The 19,819-nt window shown below is 31.3% G+C and carries 8 protein-coding genes and 2 pseudogenes; 8 read left to right on the top strand and 2 right to left on the bottom strand.

What is annotated here, in order from left to right; all coding sequences use genetic code 11:
- Nucleotides 1-356: 356 nt before the first annotated feature.
- The 7 genes and pseudogenes from V8G69_RS11895 to V8G69_RS11865 form a co-directional block, all read left to right on the top strand.
- The gene (locus V8G69_RS11895) at nucleotides 357-1,787 is read left to right on the top strand and encodes a glycoside hydrolase family 125 protein (protein ID WP_394882172.1); all 1,431 of its coding nucleotides are present in this window, start codon (nucleotides 357-359) and stop codon (nucleotides 1,785-1,787) included.
- Nucleotides 1,788-1,890: 103 nt separating this feature from the next.
- A complete protein-coding gene (locus V8G69_RS11890; RefSeq protein WP_394882171.1) occupies nucleotides 1,891-2,973 on the top strand; it encodes a glycoside hydrolase family 18 protein in 1,083 nt (360 codons plus the stop codon).
- 250 nt (nucleotides 2,974-3,223) lie between these two features.
- On the top strand, nucleotides 3,224-6,343 hold the full coding sequence (locus tag V8G69_RS11885; protein ID WP_394882170.1) for a SusC/RagA family TonB-linked outer membrane protein: 3,120 nt from the start codon (nucleotides 3,224-3,226) through the stop codon (nucleotides 6,341-6,343).
- Between the two features lie 13 nt (nucleotides 6,344-6,356).
- A complete protein-coding gene (locus tag V8G69_RS11880; RefSeq protein ID WP_394882168.1) occupies nucleotides 6,357-8,033 on the top strand; it encodes a SusD/RagB family nutrient-binding outer membrane lipoprotein in 1,677 nt (558 codons plus the stop codon).
- 198 nt (nucleotides 8,034-8,231) lie between these two features.
- A pseudogene (locus V8G69_RS11875) lies at nucleotides 8,232-8,851 on the top strand (IS6 family transposase).
- Nucleotides 8,852-9,056: 205 nt separating this feature from the next.
- Nucleotides 9,057-11,645 (top strand): glycosyl hydrolase 2 galactose-binding domain-containing protein, encoded by a 2,589-nt coding sequence (locus tag V8G69_RS11870; protein WP_394882167.1) that lies wholly within the window; start codon nucleotides 9,057-9,059, stop codon nucleotides 11,643-11,645.
- Nucleotides 11,646-11,823: 178 nt separating this feature from the next.
- Nucleotides 11,824-12,939 (top strand): annotated as a pseudogene (locus tag V8G69_RS11865) (MFS transporter); the annotation flags it as partial.
- 19 nt (nucleotides 12,940-12,958) lie between these two features.
- Here the strand turns inward: V8G69_RS11865 and V8G69_RS11860 are convergent.
- Both V8G69_RS11860 and V8G69_RS11855 read right to left on the bottom strand, forming a co-directional pair.
- Complete coding sequence (locus V8G69_RS11860) at nucleotides 12,959-16,930, bottom strand: response regulator (RefSeq protein ID WP_394882166.1); 3,972 nt, start codon at nucleotides 16,928-16,930, stop codon at nucleotides 12,959-12,961.
- Between the two features lie 273 nt (nucleotides 16,931-17,203).
- Nucleotides 17,204-17,932 carry a T9SS type A sorting domain-containing protein gene (locus V8G69_RS11855; RefSeq protein WP_394882165.1) on the bottom strand — a complete coding sequence of 243 codons (729 nt, stop codon included), beginning with the start codon at nucleotides 17,930-17,932 and terminating at the stop codon, nucleotides 17,204-17,206.
- Nucleotides 17,933-18,357: 425 nt separating this feature from the next.
- Here V8G69_RS11855 and V8G69_RS11850 point away from each other — a divergent pair, with 425 nt between their 5' ends.
- The gene (locus tag V8G69_RS11850; protein ID WP_394882164.1) at nucleotides 18,358-19,692 is read left to right on the top strand and encodes a sugar MFS transporter; all 1,335 of its coding nucleotides are present in this window, start codon (nucleotides 18,358-18,360) and stop codon (nucleotides 19,690-19,692) included.
- The last annotated feature ends 127 nt before the right edge of the window (nucleotides 19,693-19,819 follow it).

Here is a 19,819-nt window from a genome sequence, read left to right as displayed (position 1 = left end):
CATCAAATTTAAATGAACAATAAGTTGAAAGTATAGAAAATGAATGAGTTATTATTTTTTTTAACAATATTTATGTTATTATATTTTGAAGTTAATGCCCAAAATATAACTTATCCTTATCAAAATTCAAAATTGCCAGTAGAGGAACGCTTTTTTGGAATAGTGATATGGAACACGTTGTAGAACCTGGTGATTTTGAAGTGATGGTTGGAGGTAATTCAACGGATTTACAAAAAATAAATTTTAAGGTTATCAATTAGTTTTATATAATATGCCATTAATAAATCTTGCAAAACAACCGAAATGTTTAAAAAGGCCCTCCATCTGGCCATTGAAAAACAAATAGATTTAAACAGATGAAAAGACGAAATTTTATTGCTCAAAGTTCATTGTTTACAGCAGGAACATTGGTGATGCCTCAAAATATAATAAGGGCTTCACAAAATAAATTTGTGAGTAAGCGACCAAAGTTAGCAGATAGAAAATTTGTAAGTGAGGCAGTAGAACAAACAATTAAGAAGGTGAAGACCTTTATTAAAGATGAAGAAATTGCTTGGCTTTTTGAAAATTGTTATCCAAATACATTGGATACAACCATTGATTTTGAAATGATTGATGGCAAACCAGATACTTTTGTGATAACAGGAGATATCGATGCTATGTGGCTACGAGATTCTACTGCTCAATTTTGGCCATATATGCCTTTAATTAATGAGGACGAAAAACTTAAAAAGCTTATACAAGGATTAATTAACAGACAGATAAAATGTGTGTTGTTAGATCCGTATGCCAATGCATTTTATAAAGATAAAACTAAAATATCAGAATGGAAAAGCGATCAAACCCTTATGTTGCCAGGAGTTCACGAACGTAAGTGGGAGATAGATTCTTTATGTTACGTAATTCGATTGGCTAATGAATATTATCAAATAACAAAAGACACTTCCATTTTTGATGATGATTTTGACAAAGCTATGCGATTGATTGTTAAAACCTTTAAAACAGAGCAACGCAAACATAATGAGTCTAAGTATGTGTTTAGTAGGGAAACTACTTCGGTAATAGATTCACCGCCATTTGGTGGAACGGGAAGACCTGTAAAACAAAACGGACTTATTTGTTCCATGTTTCGTCCTTCAGACGATTCAACATTATATCCCTATTTAATTCCTTCAAATATTTTTGCTGTATTGTCTTTAAGACAGTTAGAAACTATTTATAGAAGGGTATTTAATAACAATGAGTTTGCAACTGCATGCTCCCAAATGGCTGATGAGGTTGATGATGCCATCAGTGAATTTGCAGTTTCAGAACATTTAAACTTTGGTAAAATTTATGCTTACGAGATAGATGGTTATGGTAATAAATTATTTATGGATGATGCTAATGTGCCTTCGTTAATGTCTTTGGCATATTTGGGAGCTCATAAGCCAGCAGATGAAATTTATAAAAATACTCGCCGATTTTTATTAAGTGATAATAATCCCTATTTTTTAAAAGGGTCATTTACCGAAGGTCAAGGAAGTCCGCATACAGGTAAAAATAAAATTTGGCCTATGGGCATCATTTTAAGAGCCATGACAAGTACTGATGAAAATGAAATTGTTCGATGCTTAAAAATGTTAAAGACTACCCATGCAGGAACAGGTTTTATGCATGAAGGTTTTGATAAAGACAATCCAAAAGAATATTCTAGAGATTGGTTTGCATGGGCAAATACATTATTTGGTGAATTAATCATAAAATTGTTCAATGAAAATAAAGAGCTATTGTCATTAACATATTAATGTATATAAAGCAATAGTTCATTTATTTATAGTTAGTTTAATTAGTATGAATAGTAAATATTTATTTTCAGCATTCTTTTCAGCAATGTTTTTAATAGCTTGTATGAATAAAAAATCAGTAATAAAAGGAAAGACAGAGAACTATAAAATAGTTGCTTATGTTCATGGAAGGCAGGACAGTTGGGGAGAGAATAATGAAAAAGCAAACCAAGTCACGCATATCAACTATGCTTTTGCTAATATCAAGGATGGAAAAGTTATTGAAGGAAATGAAAATGATGCAGAAGCACTACAAAAATTAAATCAATTGAAGCTTACCAACAAAAATTTGAAAATTTTAATTTCTGTAGGAGGTTGGAGTTGGTCCAAAAATTTTTCTGATGCCGTTTTAAACAAAAACTCTAGGCAAAAGTTTGCCAATAGTGCCATAAATTTTGTGATTAAACACAAAATAGATGGCGTGGATTTAGATTGGGAATATCCAGGACAAATAGGAGATAACAATCGTTTTAGACCAGAGGATAAAGAAAATTTTACGGCAATTTTACAACTGCTGAGAAAAAAACTGGATTCATTGGCAAGTGGAAAGAAAACGTATTTGTTGACTGTTGCAACAGGTGCTAACCAAAGTTATTTGGATCATACCGATATGAGAAAAGCACAAAAATATCTTGATTATATCAATATAATGACATATGATTTTGTGACTGGAGGTTCTAACGGGACAGGGCATCATTCCAATCTTGAAGAGTCAAGGTTTGATTCAGAAACATTTAAAAAAAGCAGTCGAAATTCAGTGCAGGAACATATACTTGCTGGAATTCCTTCCCGTAAAATAGTATTGGGAGTACCGTTTTATGGAAGATATTGGAAAGGTGTCAACCCAAAAAATCATGGTTTATATCAATTGGCAAAAGGTCAAACAGGAGGTTATGGGTATAAAGCTATTGCAGATAGTATAAACAGTAAGGTATTTACACCTTATTGGGATGACAGTGCTAAAGCTCCCTACATATGGAGAGATAAAGATTCATTGTTCATAACCTATGGAAACACAAAATCAATGCAATACAAAGTTGATTTTGTGAAAAAAGAAAAATTAGGAGGGGTTATGTTTTGGCAGTTCAGTGGTGATAATGGCGACCTATTAAAAACATTGTCTGATCATTTGAAAAAAGATAATTGATTTTAATGTTTTCTAGAAACAGCAAACAATCAAAATAATGAGTCATACAAGGAGGTATCTCATTTTTTTAGCATTTCACCTTTTTTAATTACATTCTTATTTGTTAGAATTTCTCCTATAGCGATTCAGAAATGTTATTGGTCGAAATAAATTAACTATAACGTTTTAGATTTTTAGATTTAACATATTATTAACTCAATATTATTAACTCAATATTATTAACTCAAAGTATTAACTCAAAAACTTAATTATGATTCAAAAAGTACTAAAACTGCTGTTTGTATTTTGTTTGTTTGCATTTCAGAATGCGAAAGCTCAAACTACAGTAACAGGAACTGTTACAGATAGTAATAGTGGAATCCCCCTAGCAGGGGCTAATATCATTGTAAAAGGAACTTCCAATGGAGTGTCGTCAGATTTTGATGGCAACTTTAGTATAGAGGTTTCTGATCAATCTGCAATATTGGTGTTTTCTTATATTGGTTATACATCAAAAGAAGTTGCTGTTAACAATCAAACCAATATTATAGTAACGCTAGTTGAAGATGCAAGTCAATTAGATGAAATTGTCGTAACTGCATTGGGAATAAGTCGTGAAAAAAAATCTTTAGGATATGCCGTGTCCACAATAGAGGGCTCTTCGGTATCATTAGCTAAAGAAACTAACGTGATTAGTTCTTTGGCTGGTAAAGTAGCTGGAGTTGTAGTTTCAAAATCTACTTCTGGTGCTGGTGGAGGAACCCGCGTTGTAATTAGGGGTAATGGTTCTTTAACAGGAAACAACCAGCCGCTTTATGTTATTGATGGTGTTCCGGTAGATAATTCAGGGGTGTCTAATGCAGGATCTGGAGAGTATACAGTTAGAGATTTAGGAACTGGTATTTCGGATATAAATTCTGACGACATTGAATCCATGTCTATCTTAAAAGGCCCTAACGCTGCTGCCTTATATGGTTCTAGAGCAGCAAATGGTGTTGTTCTTATTACAACCAAAAAAGGAAAATTAAATAAAGGCTTAGGAGTGTCGTTTAACTCTAGTGCAGTTTTTGATTCTCCATTGGTTTTACCAGAGTATCAAAACGAATATGGACGCGGAACGGACGGAGGTTTTCCAAATATTGTTCCTACAGATCCATTGGTTACACAAGTTACAGCCGTTACCAATACGGGGTCATGGGGACCAAAATTTGATGGTTCTTCTCAGTTAGAGTTTAATGGGCAAATGAGACCATATGTAGCTCAGTCTAATAATGTTAAAGATTTCTTTGAAACAGGAGTCAGTTTTGTAAACACAGTTTCTATTAGTAATAGTAATGAAAATTCTTCAGTATTTTTTTCTTATACAAATTCTGATATACAATCCATTCTGCCAAATTCAGGATTAAAAAGAAACAACTTTAACTTAAGAGGGTTTACCAAGCTGTCAGATAAATTATCGTTTGATGCTAAGGTTACCTATTTCCTTCAAAGTGCTAAAAACAGACCGGAACAAGGAACAGAAGGTTTGGCGGCTTACCTATGGGGACTTCCTAGAAACGTAAGTTTATCCGACCTTAAGGCCTATCAAAATTTAGCAAACCCAATTGATCCAAATAACCCTTATAAAGTTATTTCACCTCGAACAGGTACAGGAAATCCTTATTGGATTTTATATAATGATTCCAATGAAGATCAAAGAACTAGAATTACTGGGTTTGCAAAAGCAACCTACGAATTTACTGATTGGTTATCTGCTTTTATTAGAGTAGGTAGAGATGCTGTTAGTCAAGATACTAAAAGTATTCATGCGGTTGGGCACCATTTTTATCCTGGTGGAGATATTCGTTTTGGACAAAATGACATCACAGAAACCAACTACGATTTCTTATTAATGTTCAATAAAGATTTGAGTGATAAGTTCAATTTGTCTTTAAATGCAGGTGGTAATATGTTGCATTCTACTAGGATTAATTCAGGATCGTTTGGAAAGAATTTTAAAATTCCTGGAAAATATTTCTTAGATAATGCCGATGGCAATACAGTTGTTGCAACTCAATCAGATTTAATTGAAAAGAAAGTTAATTCGGTTTATGGTCAAGGGTCATTATCGTATATGGATATGGTTTATTTAGATTTAACTGCAAGAAACGACTGGTCTTCAGCATTAGCAGCAGAAAACAGATCGTACTTCTACAGTTCTGCAAGTTTAAGTTTCTTGTTACATAAAATGTTTGATTTACAAGGTACAGATATTGATTTCCTTAAATTAAGAGCAAGTACTGCCAATGTTGGTAATGATACAGACCCACAACAAATTGTAAATTTATTTACTGTTGCGAGTGATGGTTACCTTGGTAATACCCAGGTAAATAGACCAAGTATTAAATTTAGTGAAAGTTTAAAGCCAGAGGATATTAGATCTACAGAAGTTGGATTGGAAGCGAGAGCTTTTAAAAACAGATTGTATGCAGATTTTTCTTATTATTCAATTACAACAAAAAACTTAATATTTGATGTTCCAGTAGATCCAGGAACAGGATACAGTTATTTTAGAGAAAATATTGGAAAATTGACCAATAAAGGATTTGAATTACTTGTAGGAGGAAAACCAATTCAAAACGAAAATTTTTCATGGGATATTTCTGCCAACATATCTAAAAATGACAATAAACTGGAAAGCTTAATTGAAGGACAGGATAATTTTACTTTTAGTACTAGCAATGGTGGTGTAGTAGATGTGAGAGCTCAAGTTGGTGGTGGTTATGGAGATATCTATACTACAACATGGTTACGTAATGATCAAGGTCAACTAATTGTAACAGATGAAGGAAGACCTCAAGCAACTTCAGAACGCGAGAAGTTTGGAAATTATCAGCCAGATTATACAGGAGGAATTACAAATACCTTTAATTATAAGAATTTCACCTTAAACTTTTTAGTTGATTTCAGAATAGGTGGAGATGTGTATTCAGGAACTGATGCTGCTTTAGATGCATCAGGAGTTTCTAAACGATCATTACAGTTTAGAGAAGGTGGTGTCGTTGTAGATGGTGTTCATTCAGATGGAACTCCTAATACCACAAGTATTAGTGCCCAAGATTACTGGGGAGCTGTTAGTGGAATAGGATCTGAATATGTATATGATCAATCAAATGCAAGATTAAGAGAATTAAGTTTGACATATAGTTTTCCTAAGAAACTACTTGAAAAAACATTTGTTCAAAACGTTTCTTTAAGTTTAACCGGAAGAAATTTATTTTTCCTATGGAAGAAGACAGATAACTTTGATCCAGAGTCATCTTACTCAACAAATAACTTTAGTCAAGGGGTATTGTTTTATGCTTTGCCAACAACAAAAAGTTACGGACTTAGTTTAAATGTTAACTTTTAAAAAAATTGTAACTATGAAATATTTTAAATTTTCGATATACACATTATTACTATTAATGATTATATCATGTACAAAAGACTTCGATGAAATAAACACAAATAATAGTGGGTTTACGGCAGATGAAGTAAGTGCAAAATACTTTTTAACGAGCACACAAGTTGGTCTTTACGCTCCTAGTCGTTATGAATATTGGAGAGCACATTTAATACATTCAGACAGATACGCAGGACATTTCACCTTTGGGCACAATCATTCATGGTGGAGTGATGGTCTAGGATACGATTACAGCGCCGGATATACCGATGCGTCTTATGATTGGTTAGCTGGATATTTTGGCAAGGTTAAAGGTTTTGCAGATTTAACCAAAGAAGGAGGAGAGTTTGAAAACCAGTACTATTATGCCATGTCATTAATAATTAAAGGGCTGTATTATCAAGTATATACAGAAACTTTTGGGATGGTTCCTTTTAGCGAAGCTGGGGTAGATGGTATATTAACACCAAAATATGATGCTCAAAAAGATATATATAAGGGTATCATTGCAGATTTAGATAATGCCATGTCAATTATAGGATCTACTGAAAGAACCGGTATAGGAGTTGAAGATGCTGGTCCAAATGATATTTATTGTGGAGGTGATTTGCAAAAGTGGAAAAGATTAGCAAATACCTTGAAATTAAGAATAGGTATGCGTGCATTAGGAGCGTCTGGTGATGACTTTGCAAGTAATGCAATTACTTCTGCAATGTCACAACCTCTTCTTGATGAAGCAACAGGTAGTGTAGTAATGAAGAAGGATTTCGTAATTAGTGAGTGGGCTTCGGCTTCATATGGAGATATCTGGCATGACTTTGGTGTTGGTGGTGGTGCGTCATGGACCATGGGAGCTATGCTTATAAACTTGCTTAGAGACAACAATGACCCAAGATTGTCAGCTTATGCACTACCAGCACCAGGAGGAACATTTGTTTTTACAGATGATGGAGATGCGAATTTTCAAGAACGATTAAATTTTGTTATTGCCGCTCTTGACAATGCCAATGCAACTTATACTACTACAGTATCTGGAGTTGATACAACTATCGAAGTTCCATCTGGTCAATATATTGGTCAGCCTTCACGAATAAATGGAGATACTTATGATTTTGTTAGGTATGACATGTTTAGTATTCCAAGTGAAATGGTTACCCATAAAAGAGGTACTCAAGTTGATGCGTATCCAGAAATTATTCTTTCTAGTGCAGAGTCTTATTTTTTACAAGCTGAAGCTGTGGTAAGAGGAATTGAATCTGGTGATGCACAGTCATTGTTTGCTACAGGGATCAAAGAGGCAATGAAATTATGGAAGGTTTCAACGGGTGATGCAGATTCTTATATTGCTAATGAGTCTATGGCTGATATTTCAACTGGTACCGTGGATGAAAAATTAGAAAAGATAGCATTACAAAGATGGTTAGCTGATTATACTGATGGTTTTGAAGCTTGGGCAGTGGTTAGAGATACAGGATACCCTTCAGAATTATATGCAGGGGTTTCCAATCCTACAATTTTTGCGTTAGGAAATTTAAATGGAGCATATCCACAAAGACTACGATATGGTAGTGGAGCTCAAGCCAACCCTAATTATTCAGCTGCAGTTTCTGCTCAAGGGGCAGATGTGCAAGCAACTAAATTATGGTTTGCTAAATAAAAAGTAAAAAATTTGAGTTAGATTAAAAAAAGGGGCTGATTATTTCTCAGCCTCTTTTTTTTATTTTTTCCTTTATTATCAAAATAGAACAACATAATAGATTGCGGTTCTGTCGCATCTAAATTAATAAAAAAAGGAATGTTGTATTTTTAAAACAAAAACAATGTTCAAAGGCACACTTTTCCCAAGTCAGTTATTATGCAAGCTATCTATTTCAAGTTCAGGTTTGGATTGAGCTATAGAGAGATTGAGGAGTTGATGGCCATACGAGGAGTGAAAGTAGACCATGCAACCATTCATAGGTGGGTCTATAAATTCAGCCCACAATTGGAGGCTTCATTCAGAAGGAGAAAGCATAAGGTGGAAAGCGCTGGAGGATGGATGAGACATACATTAAAGTAAAAGGGGAGTGGAGGTATTTGTACAGAGCTGTAGATAAAGAGGGAAACACGATTGACTTTCTATTGACCAAGAGGAGGCAGCGTATGTCTGCACAATCCTTTTTGATCAAGGCCATAAGCAACAATGATCGTCCCAAACTGATAAACATTGACAAAAGTGGTTCTAACAAAGGGGCCATTAAGGTTTATAGAAGACGTTCTTTTGTTAAGATACGGATACGGCAGTGCAAGTATTTGAACAACATAGTTGAACAGGACCATAGGTTTATAAAGAGGCGTGTAGGACAGGGTTACAGGGACTTTGAGAGTGCCAGGCGAAGTATAGCGGGAACAGAGATGGTGCATATGATAAAGAAAGAACAGATGGACAGCAAGTGTTTATCTGTCTATAAGGCATTTTATAGCTTGGCGGCATGAAGTCTTGCTAAGCATGAATTTTCAGATCATAATTTCACAAACGCGACAGAACCGACAGAACCCTACATATTAAAAAAAAATCAATTTAAAAGATAAGCCTGTATAAGTTTAAAAAGTACAAACACGAACCTTTTTAAGAGAATACAAAACCTTAAAGTCTGTTAAAGAGCCTTTTTTTGTTAGAAATAAAGATTTTAATATATTAATGAAAAGAAAAATATCCTTTTTAATAGCAATTACTTTTATTGCTGTTTCGTATTCTCAAAATAATATTTCGTGTAAAGTTTTAAAAAATTGGAAAATACAGAGTAGCATAAAAATTGACGAAAATAATATTCATACCGCTTTGTATGATGACAGCTCTTGGATTGAAACCGAAGTGCCTTCAACAGTTTTTAATGCACTTGTGAAAAATAGAATTTATAAGGATATCTATTTAGGAAAGAACCTTGCTAAAATAAGTAAAGACATTTTTAAAGCATCTTGGTGGTACAGGACCACTTTTGATATAGAAAACTTAAACCAAACCCATTTGTTAGAACTTGAGGGTATAAACTATAGCGCTAATATTTGGTTAAATGGTAAACAAATAGCCAATAGAAAAGAAATTATAAATTCATTCAGACAATTTAAATTACCAATAGACAAGTATTTAAAGAAAAGTAAAAATGTATTGGCTATTGAGGTTTTTCCACCAAAACCAGGCGACTTTACTTTAGGATTTGTAGATTGGAATCCAGAACCACCTGATAATAATATGGGTATTTTTAGAAATGTAAACATAATTACAAATAATGGTGTAGGTATAGAAAACCCATATGTAGAGTCTTCTTTTAAAAACGAAAATTATAAAATGACGGATTTAATATTTTCAACAAATCTTCAAAACTATGGAAAAGATATTAATGGTGTTTTAAAAATAGAAATAGGTAACATTACAATAAATAAAAATGTCAGTTTAAAAAAGGGAGAAAATAAGAAAATAGTTTTATCCACAAAAAATTTTAAACAACTTCAAATTTCAAACCCAAAACTATGGTGGCCTCATACTATTGGAAAACCAGAATTATACAATGCAAAAGTGGAATTTCTAGCTAATAATAAGCTTGTAGATAAAAAGATTTTCGATTTTGGGATTAGAGAAGTTTCGGATTTTTTTACCGAAGATGGTCATCGAGGTTTTAAGATAAACGGAAAGAAAATTTCAATACGAGGTGGGGGTTGGGTAGATAATATAATGCTTGATGACACTGATGATTACATTCAATCGCAATTAGAATATGTAACAGATATGAACCTGAATACCATCAGGCTAGAAGGTTTTTGGGGTAAAAATCATACTATATACGAAAAATGTGATAAAATGGGTATTCTTGTTATGGTTGGTTGGAGTTGCCAATGGGAATGGGAAAGTTATTTAGGAAAACCAGTTGACGAAGTTTATGGAGGTATCCAATCTCCAGAAGATATAGAATTAATGTCTGCCGCTTGGAGAGATCAAGTTGTTTGGTTAAGGAACCATCCATCTATTTTTACTTGGATGGCAGGTAGTGATTGTAAACCTACACCAGCACTAGAAAAAGAATATTTTAAAATATTTAAAGAATATGATTCTACGAGAATTTATCTTTCTTCTGCAAAAGAATGGACTTCTTTAGCGGGTCCAAGTGGCGTTAAGATGCGAGGTCCTTATGCTTATGTACCGCCAGTGTATTGGTTCAAAGATACCATTTATGGAGGCGCTTTTGGTTTTAACACAGAAACAGGACCAGGAGCTCAAGTACCACCTTTAGAAAGTATTAAAAAAATGATTCCAGAAAAAGATTTATGGCCTATAAACGACGTTTGGGATTATCATTGTGGAAGAAACGCATTTAATACCCTTGAAAGGTTTACAGAAGCATTAAATAACAGATACGGTAAAGCAAACAACGTAGAAGATTATACTTTTAAAGCACAATTGTTAAATTACGAACTAATGCGCCCAATGTTTGAAGCTTTTTCAGCAAATCGATATGATGCTACTGGCGTTATTCAATGGATGTTGAATTCCGCATGGCCAGAAATGTATTGGCAACTTTACGATAGCTATTTAATGCCAAATGGCGCATATTATGCTACTAAAAAAGCAGGAATGCCTATACATGCGTTATACAATTACAATAATGAATCTATTTATTTGGTAAACGATAAACTTGAAGATGAAAATGAACTAAAACTTGAAATTAAAGTTTTAGATATAAATTCAAAAGTGATATTTGAGAAAAAGTTAAACACAAATGCTGAATCAAATTCCTCGAATACCCTTTTTAAACTGCAGGAAATAGCAGATTTAACAGATACCTATTTTTTAAGTCTGAAAGTGTTAAACACCAAAGATGAAGAAATTGATAATAATTTTTATTGGCTAAGCAAAAAAGAAGATGTTTTGGATTATGAAGCCAAAGTGCCAAAATGGAATTACCATACACCATCAAAACATTATTCAGATTTTACACAGCTTGAAAATCTTCAAAAAGTAAAATTAAGTTATGAAGTGATTAAAACTGAAAGCGAAGAATTTACAAATTTTGAAGTTACCTTAGATAATCCATCAGATAAAATAGCTTTTTTTATTGAGCTTAAAATAGTAGATACAGAAACTGGTCTATCTATATTACCTGTTGTATGGTCAGATAATTATATATCCATATTACCAGGTGAAACAAGAGCTTACAAAGCTAAAATTAAGAAAAAACATCTTAGTAATAAGGAAACAAAATTTGTTTATAATGGTTGGAATGCCAATATTTAAAATAATTTTTTGTTGTAAATGATTGATAAACAAGATGTTTTAAAATGAAAAAGAATTATATTTTAGTAGTATTGATATTATTAGCATTTTTTGTTATTTCATTTTTAACAAACATACTTGGTGCACTAAACCCAAGTGTTTCGTCAAGTTATAGTTTAAGCGAAACTATGGCTGGGTTTTTGCCTTCTCTTTTTTTATTACCTACGGTGTTATGTCTATACCTGCTGGTTTCATGACTGAAAAATACGGTGAGAAAGTAATGATGATTATTGGTTTTGCATTAGCTTTATTTGGGTCAGTTCTTTTTGTTTGTATTCCTTCATTTAATTTATTCTTATTTTCATTATTTACCATTGGTACTGGTATGGCTATCTTACAAGTTGTAATAAATCCACTTTTAAGAGAATCTGGCGGAAAAGAAAATTATGCATTTACTTCTGTTATGGGACAACTAATCTTTGGTGTTGCTTCATTTGTAAGTCCACTAGTATATTCTTGGTTAGTAACTAATATTGGTAATGCCGAAAATACAAATCCAATTATTGATTTATTATCAGGTGTAACTTCAATTGGAATGTCGTGGACATCTATCTATTGGATATTTGCTTTTTTAAGTTTAGTATTAATTTTATTAATTTTTCTGATAAAGTTTCCTAAAGTATCATTAGACGAAAACGAAAAAGTAGGTACTAAAGAAAGCTATTTACAACTTTTTAAAAACAGAACAGTTCAATTGTTTTTCTTTGGCCTTTTTGCTTACGTAGGGGTAGAACAAGGTATTTCTTATTGGATGTCTAAATTTTTACAAATTTATCATAAGTTCGATTATGAAACAACTGGAGCTAGCGTAGTAGCTAATTTTTGGGGATTAATGACTATTGGTGGTATAGTTGGATTAATACTTTTGAAATTTTTAGATAGTAAGTTAGTATTAAAACTTTTCACATTATTGTCAATATTAAGTCTTTCATTTGCATTATTTGGTTCTGTTGAAGTATCTCTTTACGGATTTCAATCATGCGGATTTTTATTATCTGTAATGTACCCTATTATATTTTCACTTGGTTTAAATTCTATCGATAAACTACATGGTGCTTTTGCAGGAATTTTAGTAAGTGGAATTATAGGAGGTGCTGTTATACAGTTATTAATTGGTTTTATTAGCGATTTTACTTCTTTAAAAGTTGGTATGCTGCTCAATTTTGTGTTGCTTTTATATATATATTATATTGGTTTTAGTGCAAGACCACTTATCAATAATAAAACAATAAACTTAAAAGATAAGTTTAAATAAGATTTATGTTTTACATAATTTAAATTTCATTTAAATTGCTTTTCTCGTCTCTATATTTAGATGGTGTAGTACCAAACCTCTTTTTAAAACTAGTGCTAAAATATTTGGCGTTTTGAAAACCAACTAGTAATGATATATCAACTATTGGTTTGTTGGTATATATAAGCATTTGAGAAGCTTTATTAAGCCTTATGGTTAATATTAAATTATTAATACTCATATTGGTTATTTTAGACATTTTGCTGTAAATAAGAGACTTACTCATACCTAATTCTTTTGAGAATGTAGTAATGTTAAAGTCTATGTCGTCAATATGTTTTTCAATGATAGCTAAGGTTTGTTCGTAGAATTTTTCGTCTGAAGTGTTGATAGTTTCAGAATCTATAGTGATGTCTAAATTATCAACCATTTTGTCTTTTAGTCTAATTCTTCTTTGTAAAAGATTATTTATTCTAGATTTTAAAACATCTAAAGAGAAAGGTTTTTCAAGATAAGCATCGGCTCCAGTTTCATAACCTTCAACTTTTTCTTCATTACGAGTTTTTGCTGTTAATAGAATGATAGGTACGTCACATGTTTTTACGTTCTCTTTTAGTTTTTTACAAAATTCGAAACCATTCATTATTGGCATTGCAATATCTGAAACTACTAAATGTATTTTTTGATTTTTTATAATATCTAAAGCTTCTAAACCATTTTCTGCAGTTATTACTATGTATGTTTTAGAAAGGTTTGTGTATAAATAATCTCTTAAAGTAGTTTCGTCTTCTACTACAAGTATTGTTTTATTTTTTAGCTTGACATCCAGTATTTCGTTATGTTCCGATAATTTATTTTCTGAAAGAACATATTCCGTTTTATTGTTCAGTTCAACTAAATCACTTTTTTCAAAATGACTATTTCCTAATTGAAAAATAACTTCAAAAGTACTTCCTTTTCCAAAAACGCTATCTACTTTAATGCTTCCTTTGTGGGCTTTAACAAACTCTTGGGTTAAGGCTAAACCGATGCCATATCCTCCAATATGGTTTTTAGATTGATAAAAACGTTCAAAAATATAAGGAATATCTTCTTTTAAAATACCTTGCCCAAAATCTTGGACAATAATGCTTACATGCTCATCTTTTAAATTTATTTTTAAAAGAATTTTGTCGTTTTTATTACTGTACTTAAATGCATTAGATAAAAGGTTATAAAAAATGGTTTCTACCATGTATTTGTCAAACCATAAAAGCAAGGAGTCTCGATTGCTAATGAATTCAAGTTCAATATGTTTACTCATTGAAAAATCACTAAAACTTCCTATCAATTCTTTAAGAAAGCTAATAATATCTTCCTGTACAATTTGTATATCAGGCTCTTTAAATTGAGTTTTTCTAAAATCAACACCTCTATTAATCAATCTATTAATTCTTAAAGCATTTTTTTGAATTAGAGATAAATTGTTTTTAATATTTAAGTTAGTTGTTTCTTTTATTATGGATTCAACAGGGCTAATTATTAAGCTTAAAGGTGTACGGATTTCGTGAGACAAATTGGTAAAAAACTCCAATTGTTTCTCGTCTAATTCATTTTGTTCTTTTAATGTCTTTTTTTCAAATTCAAAATCTCTTTTTAGACGTTCTTTATTTAAAATAGTTTTATTGATTATAAAGATTATAAAAATTATAAAGCTAATAACCAATATTTTAAACCAAATTGTTTGCCACCAAGCAGGTAAGACTTTAAGTGTTATTGATGAATACGATTCGTCCCACAAACCAGACAAACTAGAAGCTTTTACTTTTAAAGTATAAGTGCCTGGAGATAAATTCATGTATGTTAAAGACCGTTCTTTAGTAATACTCCACTCATTGTTATATCCTTCAAGTTTATATGAGAATTTTATGTTTTTTGCATATTTAAAATTAAATGATGTAAAATTTATTTTGATGACTTTATCTTTATGATTTAAGGTAATTAGTTTTGTTTGCTCCAACGGAGCATTTAAAACTTTGTTTCCATTTAATGCTAGGTTTTTATTGTTTATAAATAATTTAGTAAATATTACTTTGTTTGTTTTCGTTTTCGTTTTTATACTATCTGGATGAAATACTAATAGTCCTTTTACGCCTCCAAAAACTAAACGACCATCATTTAGTTTAAGAGATTTTAACGATTTAAATGAATTATCAATGAACCCATCTTTATAAGTGTAATTTGTGAATTTTTTAGTTTCGGTATTGAAATTTGAAATTCCTTGACTTGTACCCAACCATAAACTATTGAAGTTGTAAGCTAATATAGAATTTATATTTTCATTGTTTAAGCCAGATTCGGAACCATAAATAATCGTTTTTTTTTTGTTTATATCTATTAAAGCGAGTCCGCTGTTAGTTGCCAACCAATAGTTATTTTCATTGTATTTATATATGCTATTGACTTTTTTTGGGAGATTTGAAGTTACTTCAAATTTGTCATTCGAGTATTTGAATAAACCAGTCGAATGTCCTATATAAAAAGCATTGTTGGAATATTTTTCAAATGACAATGCACGTAAATTATTTGAAGTAAAATTTATGTCTGGATTTATAAATAGACTGTTATTTTTTCTATTAAATCGAACAATTTTATTGCCTCCTATATAAAAAAAATTATCATCCTTTTCAATAAAAGTTATCTTAGTATCTAAATTTAATAGATTATTAATATACTTCTGTTGTGTTAATCTATGTTCTTTAACGTTGTAGGTGCTTAGACCATTTTTGTAGGTTCCTAATATTAAAATATCAGATTCTATTTGATTAATGCTTGATATTGTTTTTATGGATTCATCATATAATACTTGTTCTAAAATATTATTTTCAAACTTATACAATCCTTTGCCATCACAACCAACCCAAATTCGATTTTTTGAGTCTAAAAACAATGAAATTACAGGGACATCAAACTTTTGATTATTTTCGGTCTTTATTACTTTGTATGTACTAAAAGGATTCTCATTATCAAACTGGCTAACACCATTTTTAACTGTTCCCAACCATAGTGATGAATTATTATCTATATATGTTGTGTAGATAAAGTTAGATGCTAAAGAGTAATTATTGTTTAAATCATTAACAATATATCTAAACTTCTTTGTAATACTGTTAAAAATATTAATTCCACCGCCATCTGTAAATAGCCAATACTCATTATTGGGCATTATTTTTAGGTCTAAAACAAAATTGCTTGTTAAGTTTTTACTTGTTTTTATATCTCCTTCAACGTATTTATTTGTTATAACTCCATTTTTGACTACAAATACCCCAGATAAGCTCATAATCCAAAATTCTGATTTACTAATAGGGTAAATTTTAATAATATGTATAGAATTGGGAATTATATCATTACATAGAAAGTTTAATTTTTTTGTTTTCGAGTTTAATAAATAAAAACCATCACCTTCATAATAGAGAACCAAATTATTTTTATTGTACTTAAAAACATTTACATTTTTTTTAAATGAAGGTCTGTTTTTTCTTAACCTCAATAAATCTAAGCTATTTATAAATTGTAAATCAGCGTTTAATATATTAACCACATTGTTTCTTGTAAGTACCCATATTTCGTTTTCAAAGGTTTCAATAATTCCTTTGAATATGTGGTTGTCAATAAAATTTAAATGTTCAAATTTTTCTGTTTTATAATTGAAAACATCTACACTATTTGTAGTACAAACAATTAGTTTTCCAATAGATGTATGCAAAATATCTACAATATGATTATTAGATAAAGAACTTGCATCTTGTCTATTATTGCGATAAAGGTCCATGTTAATACCGTCATATCGATTTAATCCATTGTCTGTCCCAAACCACATATAACCATAAGAATCTTGATCTATTACTCTTACAAAGTTACTTGCTAATCCATCTTCTCTAGTCAAATTAATAAAATGAGCGTTTTGGCTAAATACAAAAAAAGACGATAAAAAAAAGATGCTTAATATGTGAGGAAGCAAATGTTTCATGGATTTTTGATAAATTGAGAATTATTTTAATTAAAAACACTCTTTAACAAATATAGATATTAATAAATGAATGATTGAATTCAAATAAGTTGATTAAGTATTTTTAAATCTAATTTTCATTCATTGAAGAACTCAAAAATTCTTTTAAATATATGTTTGATATATATTTAAAAGAATTTTAGAAATGCTATTAATTTCGATGCTTGTTAGAATAAAGACAATATTCTTGGTATAATATAAGAATACAATTTTTTTAAAAAACAACTAGCAACCTTAGTCTTTTAAAAACTTAGAAGTTAATACACCACCATCAGTAGTTATTTGAACTAAATAAATGCCTTTAGATAAATTTTGAACATTAATATTATTTGAGTTTACCTTGCTAGCAACTTTTTTACCTAACAGATTGTATAATTCTAATTTTCTCACATCATTTTTCACCGTTTTAATGTTCAATACATCCTTAGCAGGGTTTGGGTATATTTTACTTTTATGTTGTTCTACATCATTAACGGCCAAAGTTGCGTTACTACTAAAAATTATATAATCATAAATTATAGTACCTGCTGTGCTTAAATTTCCATTTGCTGTACTTTTTGGGAAAAATTTAAAAGGAGTAATAGTTCCTATCCATTTCGGACTTGTTAATTCTACTGTATAATCTTTATAATCTGCATCATTAACAGATATTGGTATGTTTACAACAATTGAACTTGTTGGACCTACAGCAAGAGCCAACACATCATTGTCTGCCGACAAATTTTTAATTCTTATATGCAAAAACTTATATGTATTCGCATCAACATTTTTAAGAAGTTGAGCCATTCTGGCATAAGATGAAGTTGTACTTGTAAAAGTTACATGTCCTGTTGGACTAGCAGTTACAGTACCACCTTCTCCAACAAAAGATTCCTCGCTATTATCGAAAGTATAAATATGTTGTTCTTGAGCAAAGCTAAATAGCGAAATAGTAAATAATAGGATGCAAGTAATTTTTTTCATAATAATGTTTATAAAGGATTAATAATTGTCCAATATTAAACAATTGTCTTACTTTTTGGGTTTTGTATTTTCCAAAAAAGGTTCGTTTTTCTATTAATTTATTACACTAAAAAGTACTGACTTAAACCAATTAAGATATTTTACAATTATTTTAAAGAAATAAAACAGTCAATTGCTTTTAACTTTAGAATAGTTATTAATTTAATAAATGAACATATAATTGATTAAAAAGAACAAAGGCAAACCTTTTAAAGAAAATCGAAGACCTATAAATTTATTAAACAGCTTTTTTTTGCAAAAATAATATTCAAGTAAACTTAGTAAATGAGGATGTTGTTAGAAACCATAAATTTTAACTGTAAAATTCAATTTTAAGTCATAATTAGTAGAATGACTTCTATAAGACCTTTAAATAATATAAATAAATGGTACAATCAAATAAAAACACAATTCCAATAATAATAATAGCAGGCCTCTTTTTTATTTTTGGGTTTGTCACTTGGATAAACGGAGCCTTGATTCCCTTTATGAAAACCATAAATGAATTGACCGATGCCCAATCTTATTTTGTGGCCTCCGCATCCTATATTTCGTTTGTAGTCATGGCCTTGCCCGCTTCTTACATCTTAAATAAAATAGGTTACAGAAAAGGGATGTCCTTAGGACTAATCGTCATGGGGCTGGGAGCACTGGTTTTTATACCAGCTGCCGAGGCAAGAACTTACTGGGTATTTTTAACAGGTATTTTTATTCAAGGAATTGGGATGACACTATTGCAAACAGCAGCCAATCCTTATATCACCATATTAGGACCCATAGAAAGCGGTGCAAAGCGAATAGCCATTATGGGAATAGCAAACAAAACAGCAGGGGCACTTGGCTCCTTAATTTTTGGAACTTTGCTGTTATCAGGAATTGATGAAGTTAAAGAAAAACTGGGCAACGTCTCCGTCGAAGAAAAAGGCATCCTTTTGGACAAAATGGCAGATAGTGTATTTCTGCCATATTTGATTATGGCCTTGGTACTGTTCATACTTGGAATGCTGATTAGAAAAGCACCATTACCACATGTGGAAGCTGCAGAAGTAAAAGAATCAACAGATGCTAAAACGGCTAAAACAAGTATCTTTCAATTTCCTCATCTATGGTTGGGCGTATTGACCTTATTTGTTTATGTAGGAGCAGAAGTAATAGCTGGGGATACGATAATTGCATACGGGATTTCTTTAGGTTTTTCAGCAGCAGATGCAAAATTCTTTACTACGCTTACTCTTTTGTCAATGGTATGCACATATGCTTTAGGTGTTGTTTTGATCCCAAAATATTTGAAACAAGGAGCTGCATTGAAAATTAGTGCAACTCTAGGAATTATTTTTAGCATTTGTATTTTGTCAACCACTGGATTTACTTCTGTTTTATTAGTAGCTTCTCTTGGGATAGCAAACGCTTTAGTTTGGCCTGCGGTTTGGCCACTAACTTTAGAAGGATTAGGAAAGTTTACAAAAACTGCCTCAGCCTTGTTAATTATGGCCATTTCAGGCGGTGCCATTATCCCACCACTGTATGGAAGAATGGTAGATGCGGGCAAACATGAGCTAATAGCAAATGGTTTTGATAAGGCAGAAGCTCTGTCAAATTCTGCAACGCACAGTTACTGGATCTTGATTCCTTGTTATACCATTATTCTTTTTTTTTCTATTTGGGGGCATAAGATTAAAAGTTGGACAATTAAGACTAATTACTCAAAAAAGGACTTATAAAAAAAGTAGAAAACATGTTAAAGAGCAGTATAGACAAAGCGACAGGATTTGAGAAGAGGTTTGAGAACATAGGAACCGTGGTTTATGAGAACTCTGGGGCGGCATCAAAGGATGTTGCCAATGAAAT

Source organism: Gaetbulibacter sp. M235 (genome assembly GCF_043876835.1).
GTDB lineage: Bacteria > Bacteroidota > Bacteroidia > Flavobacteriales > Flavobacteriaceae > Yeosuana.
Note: the sequence above shows the minus strand (reverse complement) of the source record. Positions and strands in the feature narration are given on the sequence as shown.

Bases quoted from the DNA above. Each gene is read 5' to 3' on its own strand.
- V8G69_RS11850 (WP_394882164.1), top strand. From the start codon at position 18,358: ATGGTACAATCAAATAAAAACACAATTCCAATAATAATAATAGCAGGC.
- V8G69_RS11870 (WP_394882167.1), top strand. From the start codon at position 9,057: ATGAAAAGAAAAATATCCTTTTTAATAGCAATTACTTTTATTGCTGTT.
- V8G69_RS11880 (WP_394882168.1), top strand. From the start codon at position 6,357: ATGAAATATTTTAAATTTTCGATATACACATTATTACTATTAATGATT.
- V8G69_RS11890 (WP_394882171.1), top strand. From the start codon at position 1,891: ATGAATAAAAAATCAGTAATAAAAGGAAAGACAGAGAACTATAAAATA.
- V8G69_RS11895 (WP_394882172.1), top strand. From the start codon at position 357: ATGAAAAGACGAAATTTTATTGCTCAAAGTTCATTGTTTACAGCAGGA.
- V8G69_RS11855 (WP_394882165.1), bottom strand. From the start codon at position 17,932: ATGAAAAAAATTACTTGCATCCTATTATTTACTATTTCGCTATTTAGC.
- V8G69_RS11885 (WP_394882170.1), top strand. From the start codon at position 3,224: ATGATTCAAAAAGTACTAAAACTGCTGTTTGTATTTTGTTTGTTTGCA.
- V8G69_RS11860 (WP_394882166.1), bottom strand. From the start codon at position 16,930: ATGAAACATTTGCTTCCTCACATATTAAGCATCTTTTTTTTATCGTCT.